This window comes from Streptomyces sp. NPDC026092 (assembly GCF_040638605.1).
GTDB lineage: Bacteria > Actinomycetota > Actinomycetes > Streptomycetales > Streptomycetaceae > Streptomyces.
In genome coordinates this window covers 1-12,724 of sequence record NZ_JBEZYN010000006.1, presented here as the reverse complement: position 1 = coordinate 12,724, position 12,724 = coordinate 1, and the positions used below count along the sequence as shown (strand labels likewise).

Genomic DNA, 12,724 nt, shown 5'->3' with positions numbered 1-12,724 from the left:
TCAGGATTGTTCGCTCACCGAACGAGCGGCTTCGCGGACGTCCGGGTGCGGGTCGGACGCCAACTCCCTCAGCAGGTCGGTGACTCCAGGAGTCGACCAGTAGGCGACCGCCTCCGCGAGCGCGACCCGTACGCCGGGATCGGGGTGCCGGGCCAGCCGGGCCAGTCGCTCCAGGGGGCCGCGCCGCCGGTACGCGAATCAGCGCAGCGCCTCGCCAAGCGCGACGCCGTCCCCCGCGGCCTCGGCCGCCTCGACGCGCGCGAGCAGGACGCGCGGCGGCGGAGGCGGCCCGTCCAACGGATGCGGCCGCCGCTCCCGCAGCCGCCGCGCCCCGTACTCCCCGCGCGCCAGGCACCCCTGGCAGGTGCAGGGTGTCCGGCCGTGCGCATCGGGGAAGTACCGCCACCCGTTGACCCCACGCACCGCCCGGACGCTCCGGACCTCGCCCCGCCCGACGCCCCGGGGCAGAAACACCTCCCACCCCCGCGGATCGTCGAGCCCGCGTACGGCCCGCACGGCCTCGGCGACCGTCACCTCGGACGGCTCCCGGTCCCCGTACCGCCCGACGGTGACGGGCTCGTCGTCCGCGAGCCTGACGTGCACGGCGACGACCTCGCGCGGCCCGGGGCGGCGGGCCAGCTCACGCAGCCACTGGTGGGTGAGCGTGTACGACGGCAGTACGGGAAACAGGTACACCCCGGGCCCGGATGCCCCGAGCCCGCTGCCACGACCGTGGCTGAGGGCCCGTATCCCGGCGCGGCGGATCCGCGGGGCGTTGGCCGCGCGGGTGAGGTGCACGAAGGTCGCCATGCGGGACACGGTCCACCGGGTCGGCCGGCCGCCGCAAGCGCTTTGTGCGGGGGTGGCCATGGGGGCTCGGTTCGGCCGCGCGAAATTTTCCTTCCCGGTTCCGGTCACATCGCCGGGCGCGCCTCCGTCAGTGCTGTGAAGACGCCGGAAGGCGGACCGACGCAGAATGAGGAGAACAGCCATGACGAACCCCTCCCTCTCCCGGATGCCCAACCCCGGCCAGTTCGTGCCCGAGTTGGCGGATGTCAGTGCCGCGCTGTTCCGGGCCACCGGGAACCGGTCCGTGCCGCGGGCCACGATGAGCCTTGTGCACCTGCGCGCCGGGCAGATCGTCGGGAACACGTACCTGACCGTGCTCAACACCGCCTTCCTGCGGAAGGCCGGGGCGTCCGAGGAGCGCATCACCGCCGTCTCCTCCTGGCAGGACGCCCCGTACTTCACCGACGCCGAGCGCGCCGCCCTCGCCCTGGTGGAGGCCACCCTCCAGCCCGCCCCGCGCGGCGAGGAGCGCGTCTCCGACGAGCTGTACGCCGAGGTCGCCGAGCACTACGACGAGAAGGCGCTGGCCACCCTCACCATCGCCATCGGTCAGATCAACTTCTTCATCGCCCTGGCCGTCATCGGCAAGCCGCAGCCGGTCACCACCCTCGCCGACGAGCAGTGGGACTGAGGCCGCCGACCTCTCGAACGCCGCGTCCGAATTCCGCCAGCGCGCGGGGGCGCGGGCGCGTGAGGCTGGGGTCATGACGACTTACACCGCACGCCCCATCGCCCCCGCCGCCCTCGCCGAACTACGGCACGTGGACGACGCCGGGCAGCCCTGTGTCCCGTTCACCGCCACCGACGGCGGCGACCCCCTGCGCTGCTGCCTCCGGCCCGTCGCCGCGGGGGAGCGGGTCGCGCTCGTCTCCTACGCGCCCCTGCGCCGCTGGGCCGCCGCGACCGGGGCCCGGCCGGGCGCGTACGACGAGCAGGGGCCGGTCTTCATCCACGCCGAGGCGTGCGAAGGGCCGGTGCCGGGAGCGGAGTCGTACCCCTTCGACCGGCCCGGCGCGCTGCGCACGCTGCGGCGGTACGACGCCGAGGGACGGATCGTCGGCGGCCGGCTCCTGGAGATCCCGGCCGAGGCGACCGAGGGCTTCGACCAGGCCCTGGCGGAGGCCTTCGACGACACCCGGGTCGCGCTCGTGCACATCAGGGCCGTGGAGTACGGCTGCTTCCAGTTCGAGGTCCGCCGCGCGGGCGCGTGAACGTCACTCCACGCAGAACTCGTTGCCCTCCGGGTCCGCCATGACGACCCACGTCATCCCGTACTCCGACACCCGGCGCTGCACCGACGCGCCCAGCGTCTCCAGGCGCTCGACCTCGGCGTCGCGCTTCTCCTGGCCGGGGTGGAGGTCCATGTGGACGCGGTTCTTGACCGTCTTCTTCTCCGGGACCCGCTGGAACAGGATCCGGCGGCCGCGTCCGGCGCCCGACTTCTCGTCGTAGGGGTCGTCCGGGTGCCGGACGGCGGCCAGATCGCGCCAGGCGCGGCGACCGTCCGCGAGCGTCAGCGTGAGGTCGGCCGGGGCGGCGCCGGCGGCGAGGAGTCCGTCGATGAAGGCCGTGTGGTCCTCGTCCGTATAGCCGAGGGCGGCGGCCCAGAAGGCGGCCTGGGCGTGCGGGTCGCCGGCGTCGATCACGAGCTTCCAGTGCAGTGGAGTCATGCGACCAGTCTCGACGCGACCGGCGGGGGCGGCGAGCAGGCACGCGTACGGGAACGCGCCGGGTGCGGGAACGCGCCGGGTACCGGAACGCGCCGCGTACGGGAACGCCGCCAGGTTCAGACGCCGGCCGCCACGGCCGCCGTCCCCGCCGTCGCCTCCGCTGCCGTGTCCGCCTCCCGGGCGTCGTACGCCTCCCGGGCCGCCGCGATCTCGTTCTGGTGCCGCTCCGTCCAGGTCACGAGCGAGCGGATCGTCGTGTGCAACGTCCCGCCCAGCGCGGTGAGTTCGTAGTCCACGCGCGGCGGGACCACCGGGTGGACCGTGCGCTTCACCAGGCCGTCCCGCTCCAACTGCCGCAGCGTCACGGTCAGCATCCGCTGGCTGACCCCGTCGATCTCCCGCTTCAGCTCCGAGAAGCGCAGCTTGCGGCGGTCGAGCAGGGCGATGACGAGCAGGGACCACTTGTCGGCGACCCGGTCGAGGATCTGCCGTACCTCGCAGTCCTCCCGCGTGTCCCACTGGAAGGGGTCCGTGTCCCCGGACTCGCCGTCGGCGTAGGTGACTTCGCAGTGACTCGGTGACTTCAAAGTGCCTTCTTCCATGGCACTCGATCCTGCCGCAGGATCGGGGTGGTTACAAGAGGGAACCGACCCTCGGTCCAGTAACCGCCCCTTCCCCTCTTCCTGCCTGGAGACAGCCGTGTCCACGTCCACCTCCACATCCACATCCCTCCCCGCGCGTGCCTGGGCCCTCCTCCTCGTCCTCTGCGGGACGATCTTCCTCGAAGGCATCGACGTCGCCATGCTCGCCGTCGCCGTACCGAGCATCAGATCCGATCTCGACCTGTCCACCGGCACCGCGGCCTGGGTCATGTCCGCGTACGTCCTCGGCTACGCCGGCTTCACCCTCCTCGGCGGACGCGCCGCAGACCTGCTCGGCCGCCGCCGGATGTTCCTCGGCTGGCTCGTCGTCTTCCTGCTCTTCTCCGGGCTCGGCGGCTTCGCGACCGAGGGCTGGATGCTGATCACGGCCCGCTTCGTGACGGGCGTCGCCGCCGCGTTCATGACCCCCGCCGCGCTGTCGATCATCACCACCTCGTACGCCGAAGGTCCGCAGCGCAACCAGGCGCTCCTCGTCTTCGCCGGCACCGCCGCCGGAGGCTTCTCCCTCGGCCTCGTCATCGGCGGGCTGCTCACCCAGCTCGGCTGGCGCTGGGTCTTCTTCGCGCCCGTCCTCCTCGCGGCCGCGATCCTGCTCGCCGCGCTGCGCCTGGTCCCCAAGGAGCCCCGCCCGGAGCGGGTGGCCGGCGGCTTCGACCTGGCGGGCGCGCTGACGGCGGCCGGCGCGATGCTGCTGCTCGCCTTCGCGATCGTCCGGCTCGAACACGGCCTGACCGGCTGGCCGCTGACCGCACTCGTGGCCGCCGTGGGCGTGGCCCTCGCCGGGGTGTTCGTCGCCGTCGAGCGGCGGGCCGCCGCCCCGCTCGTCCGCCTCGGGCTGCTGCGCAAGGCCTCGACCGTCCGGGCCGACCTCGGGGCGCTGCTCTTCGTGGGGTCCTTCTTCGGCTTCCAGTTCGTCGCCACGCTGTACCTGCAGGAGCTGCGCGGCTGGTCCTCGCTGGAGACGGCGTTCGCGCTGATGGTGATGGGCGTCGACGCGATCCTCGCCCCGACGCTGACGCCGAGGCTGGTCGCGCGGTTCGGCAACGGCCGGGTGATCCTCGGCGGGTTCGTGCTCGCGGTCGTCTCGTACGCGCTGTTCCTGCCGGTCGGCCCCGACTGGTCGTACGCGGCGATGTTCCCGACCCTGCTCCTGACCGGGCTCGCCTTCTCGCTCGCGTACGGTCCGCTGACCATCGCCGCGACCGACGGCATCGCGGAGGAGGAGCAGGGGCTCGCGAGCGGGCTGCTCACGACGGCCACGCAGTTCGGCTCGGCGGTCGGGATCTCGCTGGTCACGGCGGTCTACGGGATCGTCGGCGGCGGCCTCGACGGTTTCCGCGCGGCCCTGGCCGTACCGGTGGCGATGGTGGCCCTCGGGGCCGTGATCACGGCGACGGGCGTGCGAGGGCAGGCGGAGGCCGCCTCCTTGGAGGAGGCCCCGAGGGCCGGCGTCTCCTAGGCGGGCTGGGCGGGCTGGGCGGGCTGGGGTGCCGCAGTGGGCACCGCACCTGCCCCAGCCGCCGTACCCGTACCCGCTCCCGCGTCCGTCGCCGCCCGCTCCGCGGCCGCCAGCTCCGCGCGGCTGCGGCGGGCGGTGCGCAGCGCGTCCCAGGTCAGGATGGTCAGGGCGAGCCAGACCAGCGAGAAGCCCGCCCAGCGCTCCGGCGGCATGGCCTCGTGGAAGTACGCGATGCCCAGCACGAACTGGAACATCGGCGCCAGGTACTGCAGCAGCCCCAGCGTCGACAGCGGGACGCGGATCGCCGCCGCGCCGAAGCAGATCAGCGGGACGGCGGTCACGATGCCCGTCGCCGCGAGCAGCGCCGCGTGCCCGGTGCCCTCCGCGCCGAAGGTGGCCGAGCCCTGCGAGCCGAGCCAGAGCAGGTACGCGAGGGCGGGCAGGAACTGGACGGCGGTCTCGGCCGCCAGGGACTCCAGGCCGCCGATGTTGACCTTCTTCTTCACCAGGCCGTAGACGCCGAACGAGAAGGCCAGGATCAGCGAGATCCAGGGCGGCTGCCCGTACCCGATCGAGAGGACCAGGACGGCCGTGGCGGCCACGCCCACCGCGACCCACTGCGCGGGCCGCAGCCGTTCCTTCAGGAGCAGGACGCCGAGCGCGATGGTGACGAGCGGGTTGATGAAGTAGCCGAGGGACGCCTCGACGACGTGGCCGGTGTTGACGGACCAGATGTAGACGCCCCAGTTGACGGTGATCACCGAGGCCGCGAGCGTGATCAGGCCCAACTTGCGCGGGCTGCGCGCCAGCTCGCGTATCCAGCCCCAGCGGCGCACCACGAGGAGCGCGACGACGACGAAGGCCAGGGACCAGACCATCCGGTGGGCGAGGATCTCGACCGCCCCGGCCGGCTTCAGGAGCGGCCAGAAGAGCGGGACCAGTCCCCACATTCCGTAGGCACCGATCCCGTAGAGGAGACCCGCTCGTCCCTCGTTGTCCGTCTTCACCGAACCTCCTGCCCGCGCCGCGCCGTCCTGATGAAGGTAGCGCCGCACAGGGCAGGCTGTCATGTCCGTACCGCGATACGGTCATGACCTCTCGCCGTCGGTCAGGCGAGCGCCGTCGCGACCGTCTCGGCCAGCGGGGTCGTCGGGCGGCCGATGAGCCGGGACAGGTCGCCGGTCTGCCGGGCGAGCGCGCCGCGTGCGATGGCCTTGTCGACGTCCACGAGGATCGCGGCGAGGAACGCCGGGACGCCCGCGCCGGTCAGGATCTCCTCGTGCGTCTCGGCCGGGACGTTGTTGTACGCGATCTCCTTGCCGGTCTGGCGGGCGACCTCGGCCGCGTACTCGGCCAGCGACCAGGCGACGTCGCCGCTCAGCTCGTACGCCGTGTTCACGTGCTCCTCGACCGGGCCCGCCAGGACGGCGGCGGCCGCGGCGGCGTAGTCGGCGCGGGTGGCGGAGGCGACGCGGCCCTCGCCGGCGTTGGAGACGACGGCGCCGTGGGCGAGGACGGGGGCGAGGTTGGCGGTGTAGTTCTCGGTGTACCAGCCGTTGCGCAGGAACGTGTACGGCAGCCCCGAGTCGAGGATCAGCGTCTCCGTCGCCCGGTGCTCGGCGGCCAGGTCGAAGTCGGCCTCCGGGCCGCCGAGGACGCCGGTGTACGCGAGCTGCGCGACGCCGGCGGCCTTGGCCGCGTCGATGACGGCGGTGTGCTGGGGCACGCGCTGCCCGACCTCGCTGCCGGAGATCAGCAGCACCCGGTCGCCCGCCTGGAAGGCGTCCGCGAGGGTCTCGGGCTTGCTGTAGTCCGCGATCCGCAGCTCCACGCCGCGCTCGGCGAGGGGGGCGGCCTTCGCCTTGTCGCGGACGACGGCGACGACGGACTCGGCGGGGACGCGGGCGAGGAGCTCGTCGACGACGAGACGGCCGAGCTGTCCGGTGGCTCCGGTGACGACGATGCTCATGGTGGGTTCCTTCTCCAGTGGCTTGGGGTGGGCGCCTGGGGTGGGCGATGCACTCACCGTACGTCGGACACTAACCTTCGGAAAGTACCCACTTTGAAGTAAGGTACTGGCATGGGAGTAAGTGTGGGACCACGAGATGAAGGCGAGCCGCTGAGTCTGCTGGCCGACGTCGACGGCGCCATGTGCCCGTCCCGGCTCGTCCTGGAGCACGTCACCAGCCGGTGGGGCGTCCTCGTCTTCATCGCGCTGAGCGAGCGTTCGTACCGCTTCAGCGAGCTGCGCCGCCGGGTCGGTGGCGTCAGCGAGAAGATGCTGACGCAGACGCTCCAGACCCTGGAGCGCGACGGCTTCGTCCACCGCGACGCCAAGCCCGTCATCCCGCCCCGCGTCGACTACAGCCTCACCCCGCTCGGCGAGGAGGCCGCCGGGCTCGTCAGGGAGCTGGCCCGGTGGACCGACGCCCGGCTCCCGGCGGTCGAGGAGGCGCGCGTGCGCTACGACGTGGCGAGGAGCGCGGCGGTGGCCACGAGATCGTCTCAATGAGGCGGTAGTCAGGGCCAGTTGTGCCCATACGTCGTACGATCTGCTCACCACTGGGGGCAAGTGTGAGCGTGTGTGGGGGATTCGTGACGTACGCGTACGGAAGAGTGCTGCGCGCCTGCGGGGGTGCACTGGCCTGCGGACTGGTCCTGACCGCCTGTTCGGACGCGGGGGGTGAGGACGGCAAGGCGCGTACGAGTGCGTCCCCGGCGCCGTCCGGAACCTCGACCGCGCAGCCGAGCTCGGCCGCACCCGCGCCCACACCGACCGGCCTCGAGTTCACGGCGGACCCCAAGCGGGCCCCGAAGAACGAGGCCGACGCCAAGAAGCTCGCCCTCGCGATCGTCGCCGGCCCCGAGTCCTGGGGCTCCGACTACGTCAAGCGCACCCCGCACCTCAGCGGCGACTCCTACTGGCCCGTCCTCGACACCGGCTGCACCTGGGAGGCCGGCACCCGGCCGGCGACCGTGCTCCACAACGTGACCGCCTACAGCCAGATCCCCGCGTCGACGGGGAAGGGGCTCCTGCAGGTCTCCGCGACCGTCACCGTCCACCGCACGGAGACCGACGCCGACTGGGAGATGGCCCAGACGCTGGAGGAGGCGCTCCGCTGCCCCTCCCAGCAACTGCGCGACGGCGAGCGCATCACCGGCCTGATGTCCCTCGGCAGCCCCTTCGGCGTCGGCGGCAACTTCACGGCCGCGGACTCGCTCCGCGAGGCCGGGACGTACGTCAACGACGCCGTGAAGGGCGAGCAGACGTACTCCTGGTACCAGTCCCGCGTCGGCCAGATCACCGTCGCCGCCGTCGTCAAGGGCGCACCCGGCCACATCGGCAAGGACGTCGACCGGGCCCAGATCCAGGCCCTCGTCACCATGGTCGGCCGCGCCGAGGACGCCCTGGAGGTCACGTCATGAGCAGCCCCACCAGCAGCCCGACCGGCCCCACCCCGCAGCCGCGGCCCGGCGCCCTCCAGCCGCTCCTCCCCTCCGACCCCTCCACCATCGCCGCGTACCGGCTCCTCGGCCGGCTCGGGGCCGGTGGCATGGGCATCGTCTACCTCGGGCGTACGGAGCACGGTGAGCTCGCCGCCGTGAAGGTCACCCACGCCGACCAGGCCGAACAGGCGGACTTCCGGGAGCGGTTCCGGCGCGAGGTCGAGGCCGCGCGCCGGGTCGTCAGCCCCTGGGCCGTCCCCGTGACCGGGGCCGACCCGGACGCGCCCGAGCCGTGGATGGCGACCGCCTTCGTCCCCGGGCCCTCCCTCGGCGAGGCCGTCGCCGCGCACGGCCCGCTGCCCGAGCGGAGCGTACGGATCCTCGGCGGCGCCGTCGCCCGCGCGCTCGCCGCCGTCCACGCGGCCGGGCTCGTCCACCGGGACGTCAAGCCGGGCAACGTCCTCCTCGCCGTCGACGGCCCCCGCCTCATCGACTTCGGCATCGCCCGGGCGACCGGCGAGACCGCGCTGACCTCCACCGACATGGTCGTCGGCACCCCCGGCTTCCTCGCCCCCGAACAGGCCGAGGCCCGCGCCGCCGAGATCGGCCCGCCCAGCGACGTCTTCGCCCTCGGCTGCCTCCTCGCCCACGCGGCGACCGGCCGCCCGCCCTTCGGCACGGGGGCGGTCGACGCCCTCCTCTACCGCACCGTCCACGACGAGCCCGATCTCGCCGGCGTACCGGAGGGGCCTCTCCTGGACCTCGTACGGTCCTGCCTCGCCAAGGACCCCGCCGACCGGCCCACCGCCGAGGACGTCGTCGCACGCCTCACCGAGGACACCCCCGGCGCGGCCGCCGACTGGCTGCCCGCCCCCGTCGTCCGGACCATCGCCGAACGCTCCGCCGCGATGCTCGCCCTCCCCGAGATCGACCGCACCGAACACGGAACACCGGTCGCCCCCAGCCAACCGGCGGCCGGCAGACGGAAGTTCCTGCTCCTGGCCTCCGGCGGCGCCGCCGCACTCGCCGCCGGCGGCGGCATCGCCGCCTACGCAGCGCTGCGCGACGACGACAACGGCAAGAACGGCAGGACCGCCGCCCCGCCGCCGAAGAAGCGGCGCTGGATCGTCGGCGTACAAGCCGACCTGACCGGCCCCGCCAAGGACATCGGCCGCGCCCAGGAACGCGGCGCCCGCCTCGCGGTCGAGCTGTTCAACGCCCGCAAGGACAAGCCCTTCACCCTCGAACTCAAGGTCTCCGACGACGCCGGCGACAAGAACAAGGCCCTCGCCGCCGCCCGCGTCCTCACCGGCGACCCGGACGTCCTCGGCGTCCTCGGCCCGACCTCCGACTACACCGGCCTCAACGCGCTGCCCGCGTACGACGAGTCACGGCTGCCCCTCATGACGGTCTCCGCCGGGCTCAACCTGCTGACCCTCACGGGCAGCCAGGGCCTCTCCGTGCTGCGCGCCTGCCCCCAGCACCCCATCGCCGGCAGCTGCCTCGCCTACTACGTCCTCAACAAGACCGCGAGCGTCCGCCCGGGCATCCTCCAGGAACGCACCGACGACACCTACGCCTGGCAGTACATCGGCGGCGCCAACTTCGCCTTCCGCGACGGGAAGGTCGTGCCCGTCCCCCGTGTCGTCCCCGGCCCCACCACCGACTACAAGCGGATCCTCGGCTCGATGATCGCCGAGGGCATGGACGCGTACGTCCACTGCGGCATCACCCCCAGCGCCGTCCTCGCCGCCCGCGCCCTCGACGAACTCGGCTTCACCGGCATGAAGATCACCGGCCAGCACGTCTTCGAGTCCCGCTTCCTCACCGAGGCCGGAGCCGCCGCCGAGGGCTGGATCCTCGGCGCGCCCGTCACCGACCCGACCACCCGCAAGGAGGCGGCCGCCTTCGTCGCCGCCCACCGCACCCGGTACGGCGCGCCCCCCGCCTACTACGCCGGCGAGTCCTTCGACGTCGTCAACCTGCTGATCCAGGAGGTGGAGAAGGCCGCCAAGGGCGGGCAGCGCCCCGACCGCACCACCCTCACGCCCGCGCTGCGCAAGGCCACGTACACGGGCGCCATGGGCGGCTACACCTTCGACACGGAGTCCGGGAACCTCACGGGCATCGGCACCTTCATGTACGCCGTCCGCAACGGCCGCTTCGCACCCCTGGAGTTCGCGCCCGCCGGCCCGCCCAAGAACAGACGGACCTGACGCGTGCGGCCCCTCCGACCCGCCGATCCCTCGGCGATCGCCGGCTACCGCCTCCTCGGCCGGCTCGGCGCCGGCGGCATGGGCGTGGTCTACCTCGCCCGCTCCGCCGGCGGCGCGCTCGCCGCGCTCAAGCTGATCAGGGCCGAGCACGCCGCCGACCCAGGATTCCGGGAGCGGTTCCGGCGCGAGGCCCTGGTCGCCCAGCGGATCACCGGCCGCTGGGTGGTCCGGGTCCTCGGCGCCGACCCGGAGGCCCGGGAGCCCTGGCTCGCCACCGAGTTCGTCCCGGGCCCTTCGCTCGCCGAGGCCGTCGGCCTGCACGGCGCCCTGCCCGAGGCGACCGTACGGGCCCTGGGCGCCCGGCTCGCCGACGCCCTCGCGGACATGCACGAGGCCGGGCTCGTCCACCGGGACGTCAAGCCCGGCAACGTCCTCCTCGCCCTCGACGGGCCGCGCCTCATCGACTTCGGCATCGCCCGGTCGGCCGGGGCGACCGCCCTGACCGCCACCGACGCGATGATCGGCACCCCCGGCTTCCTCGCCCCCGAGCAGGCCCGCGTCAGCGGCGCGGGCGAGGTCGGCCCGGCGAGCGACGTCTTCTCGCTCGGCTGCGTGCTCGCGTACGCGACGACGGGCCGCCGCCCCTTCGGTACGGGCACGGTGGCCGCGATCGTGTACCGCACGGTCCACGAGGAGCCCGACCTCGACGGCGTACCGGAGGCGCTGCTGCCGCTGGTGACCGTCTGCCTGGCCAAGGACCCCGCCGACCGGCCGACGGCGGAGGAGACACGGGCGCGGCTCGGCCGGGCCGACGAACCGGCGGGGGACTGGCTGCCGCCGGGACTGCCCGCGCTCATCGCCGAACGCTCCACCCGCGTCCTCGACCTGCCCGTCGCCGAACCGACCGTCGTCGTGCCCTCCGCCGACCCGACCCCGACCACGCCGTCCCGGCGACGGTTCCTCGCCCTCGGCTCCGCGGCCGCCGTCGCCGGCGCGGGCGGCCTCACGGCCTGGCTGGTGAACCGCGAGCCGGGGGCGGGCGGCACGAACGGGGGTACGGGCACGGGCGGGCCGTCCGGGCCCAGGCCCGCCTACACGATCGGCGTCCAGACCGACCTGACCGGCCCCGGCAAGGCGTCCGGGCGCGCCCAGGAACGCGGGGTGCGGCTGGCCGCCGAGACCTTCAACGCCCGCGCCGACCGGCCCTTCGACCTGGCGGTGAAGGTACGGGACGACGGCGGCGACCCGCGCCGGGCCGCCGCCGTGGCCGAGGAGTTCGTGAAGGACGCGTCCGTCATGGCGGTGATCGGCCCCACGAACAGGGAGACCGTCGTCGCCGGCTCCCAGGCATACGACAGGAGCCAGCTCGTCTTCGCGACCGTCGGCGTCGGCATCGACCCGGGCGACCTGACGATCCAGACCGTCAACCCGGTCTACCGCGAGATGCGCGCCCCGCACGACATGCTGCAACTCCCCTTCACCAGCGTCGCCATCATGACGAAGGCCAAGCGGACGGCCGTGGTCGACGATCGCGCGGCGGGCGACTTCAGCTGGCGGACGGCCAACTCCGCGCAGAGCACGATGACGCAGGTCTCCGAAGCGGTGACGGTCCATCGGATCGCCGCCGACAGCGAGGACTTCGGCCCCGTCGTGCGCGAGGTCCTCGCCGCCCGCCCGCACGCGGTCCTCTACGCCGGGGTCTCCCCGCGCCGGGCCGGACTCTGCGCCCAGGCCCTGCGCGCGCAGGGGTACAACGGCCTGTGCGGCGGCGTCGAGTACGCGCTCGGCCCCGAGTTCCTGTCCGTCGCGGGCACGGCGGCCGAGGAGTGGTACTTCGGCACGACGTACGTCGACCCGGCGCTCGTACCGGCCGCGAAGGCCTTCACCGCCGCCTACCGCAAGCGCTGGGGGCTGTCGGAGCGAGCGGTGATCGAGCCGTTCGCCGCCGAGGCGTACGACGTCGTGACGGGCATCGCCGCGAGCATGAGCGACCTCGTGTCGGACCAGAAGCTGGACATCGCGCGGAGCGCCGTGCGCGGGGCGCTGCGGCTGTTCCCGTACCAGGGGATCACGAAGAAGTACGGCTTCGACGAACGGAACGTCACGGCGTTCAAGTTCATCAAGGAGATGTTCCTCTACCGGATCGAGGGCGGCACCCCGCGCTACCTCGGCCCCTTCGAGGCGGCGGCGGAGGGCGAGAAGAAGCGGCGGAAGTTCGACTGAGGGGCGCGGCGGAGGACGGATGAGGGGCGCACGGAAGACGGACGAGGGGCGCGACCGATGTTCCGGTCGCGCCCCTCAGATCTGCCGCATTCAGCCGACGACGGTCCAGGTGTCGTTTCCGGCGAGGAGTTGTCCGAGGTCGCCCTTGCCGTGCTGTTCGATGGCGGTGTCGAGTTGGTCGGCCATGAGGGTGTCGTA

At 73.3% G+C, this 12,724-nt stretch carries 13 protein-coding genes and 1 pseudogene; 7 read left to right on the top strand and 7 right to left on the bottom strand.

All coding sequences use genetic code 11. The features are described from left to right. Both AB0F56_RS11390 and AB0F56_RS11385 read right to left on the bottom strand, forming a co-directional pair. Entirely contained in the window at nt 1-156 is a 156-nt protein-coding gene (locus AB0F56_RS11390; RefSeq protein WP_362007851.1) for a HEAT repeat domain-containing protein, read from the bottom strand. Between the two features lie 42 nt (nt 157-198). Beyond that, nucleotides 199-810 carry a HEAT repeat domain-containing protein gene (locus AB0F56_RS11385; RefSeq protein WP_362007008.1) on the bottom strand — a complete coding sequence of 204 codons (612 nt, stop codon included), beginning with the start codon at nt 808-810 and terminating at the stop codon, nt 199-201. A gap of 181 nt (nt 811-991) precedes the next feature. Here AB0F56_RS11385 and AB0F56_RS11380 point away from each other — a divergent pair, with 181 nt between their 5' ends. Together AB0F56_RS11380 and AB0F56_RS11375 are read left to right on the top strand one after the other, a co-directional pair. Then, nucleotides 992-1,480, top strand: coding sequence for a carboxymuconolactone decarboxylase family protein (locus AB0F56_RS11380; RefSeq protein ID WP_362007006.1), 489 nt, complete (start codon nt 992-994; stop codon nt 1,478-1,480). 73 nt (nt 1,481-1,553) lie between these two features. Next, nucleotides 1,554-2,060 carry a DUF1203 domain-containing protein gene (locus AB0F56_RS11375; RefSeq protein ID WP_362007003.1) on the top strand — a complete coding sequence of 169 codons (507 nt, stop codon included), beginning with the start codon at nt 1,554-1,556 and terminating at the stop codon, nt 2,058-2,060. A gap of 3 nt (nt 2,061-2,063) precedes the next feature. Here AB0F56_RS11375 and AB0F56_RS11370 read toward each other — a convergent pair whose 3' ends face one another. Continuing rightward, nucleotides 2,064-2,519, bottom strand: coding sequence for a VOC family protein (locus AB0F56_RS11370; protein WP_362007002.1), 456 nt, complete (start codon nt 2,517-2,519; stop codon nt 2,064-2,066). Nucleotides 2,520-2,635: 116 nt separating this feature from the next. Then, nucleotides 2,636-3,121 carry a helix-turn-helix domain-containing protein gene (locus AB0F56_RS11365; RefSeq protein ID WP_362006999.1) on the bottom strand — a complete coding sequence of 162 codons (486 nt, stop codon included), beginning with the start codon at nt 3,119-3,121 and terminating at the stop codon, nt 2,636-2,638. A gap of 97 nt (nt 3,122-3,218) precedes the next feature. Here AB0F56_RS11365 and AB0F56_RS11360 point away from each other — a divergent pair, with 97 nt between their 5' ends. After that, on the top strand, nt 3,219-4,640 hold the full coding sequence (locus AB0F56_RS11360; RefSeq protein ID WP_362006996.1) for an MFS transporter: 1,422 nt from the start codon (nt 3,219-3,221) through the stop codon (nt 4,638-4,640). Here the strand turns inward: AB0F56_RS11360 and rarD are convergent. Beyond that, nucleotides 4,637-5,647, bottom strand: a complete 1,011-nt coding sequence (gene rarD, locus AB0F56_RS11355) for an EamA family transporter RarD (protein WP_362006994.1) — start codon at nt 5,645-5,647, stop codon at nt 4,637-4,639. The two genes, AB0F56_RS11360 and rarD, sit on opposite strands and share 4 nt — an antisense overlap. Nucleotides 5,648-5,748: 101 nt before the next feature. Beyond that, entirely contained in the window at nt 5,749-6,609 is an 861-nt protein-coding gene (locus AB0F56_RS11350; RefSeq protein WP_362006991.1) for an SDR family oxidoreductase, read from the bottom strand. 180 nt (nt 6,610-6,789) lie between these two features. Here AB0F56_RS11350 and AB0F56_RS11345 point away from each other — a divergent pair, with 180 nt between their 5' ends. From AB0F56_RS11345 to AB0F56_RS11330, 4 genes are all read left to right on the top strand, one after another. Continuing rightward, nucleotides 6,790-7,152 (top strand): helix-turn-helix domain-containing protein, encoded by a 363-nt coding sequence (locus tag AB0F56_RS11345; protein WP_362007849.1) that lies wholly within the window; start codon nt 6,790-6,792, stop codon nt 7,150-7,152. Nucleotides 7,153-7,235: 83 nt separating this feature from the next. Further along, nucleotides 7,236-8,066, top strand: a complete 831-nt coding sequence (locus tag AB0F56_RS11340; protein WP_362006989.1) for a hypothetical protein — start codon at nt 7,236-7,238, stop codon at nt 8,064-8,066. Then, nucleotides 8,063-10,303 (top strand): bifunctional serine/threonine-protein kinase/ABC transporter substrate-binding protein, encoded by a 2,241-nt coding sequence (locus tag AB0F56_RS11335; RefSeq protein WP_362006986.1) that lies wholly within the window; start codon nt 8,063-8,065, stop codon nt 10,301-10,303. Before AB0F56_RS11340 ends, AB0F56_RS11335 begins: the two co-directional genes overlap by 4 nt. Before the next feature lie 3 nt (nt 10,304-10,306). After that, nucleotides 10,307-12,526: a bifunctional serine/threonine-protein kinase/ABC transporter substrate-binding protein gene (locus tag AB0F56_RS11330; protein ID WP_362006983.1), complete on the top strand. Its 2,220-nt coding sequence runs from the start codon at nt 10,307-10,309 to the stop codon at nt 12,524-12,526. Between the two features lie 90 nt (nt 12,527-12,616). Here the strand turns inward: AB0F56_RS11330 and AB0F56_RS11325 are convergent. Further along, nucleotides 12,617-12,724, bottom strand: a pseudogene (locus tag AB0F56_RS11325) (2-oxoacid:ferredoxin oxidoreductase subunit beta); the annotation flags it as partial.

Coding starts and splice junctions, on each gene's coding strand:
- AB0F56_RS11385 (WP_362007008.1), bottom strand. CDS start 810: ATGGCGACCTTCGTGCACCTCACCCGCGCGGCCAACGCCCCGCGGATC.
- AB0F56_RS11350 (WP_362006991.1), bottom strand. CDS start 6,609: ATGAGCATCGTCGTCACCGGAGCCACCGGACAGCTCGGCCGTCTCGTC.
- AB0F56_RS11345 (WP_362007849.1), top strand. CDS start 6,790: ATGTGCCCGTCCCGGCTCGTCCTGGAGCACGTCACCAGCCGGTGGGGC.
- AB0F56_RS11335 (WP_362006986.1), top strand. CDS start 8,063: ATGAGCAGCCCCACCAGCAGCCCGACCGGCCCCACCCCGCAGCCGCGG.
- AB0F56_RS11370 (WP_362007002.1), bottom strand. CDS start 2,519: ATGACTCCACTGCACTGGAAGCTCGTGATCGACGCCGGCGACCCGCAC.
- AB0F56_RS11380 (WP_362007006.1), top strand. CDS start 992: ATGACGAACCCCTCCCTCTCCCGGATGCCCAACCCCGGCCAGTTCGTG.
- AB0F56_RS11365 (WP_362006999.1), bottom strand. CDS start 3,121: ATGGAAGAAGGCACTTTGAAGTCACCGAGTCACTGCGAAGTCACCTAC.
- AB0F56_RS11375 (WP_362007003.1), top strand. CDS start 1,554: ATGACGACTTACACCGCACGCCCCATCGCCCCCGCCGCCCTCGCCGAA.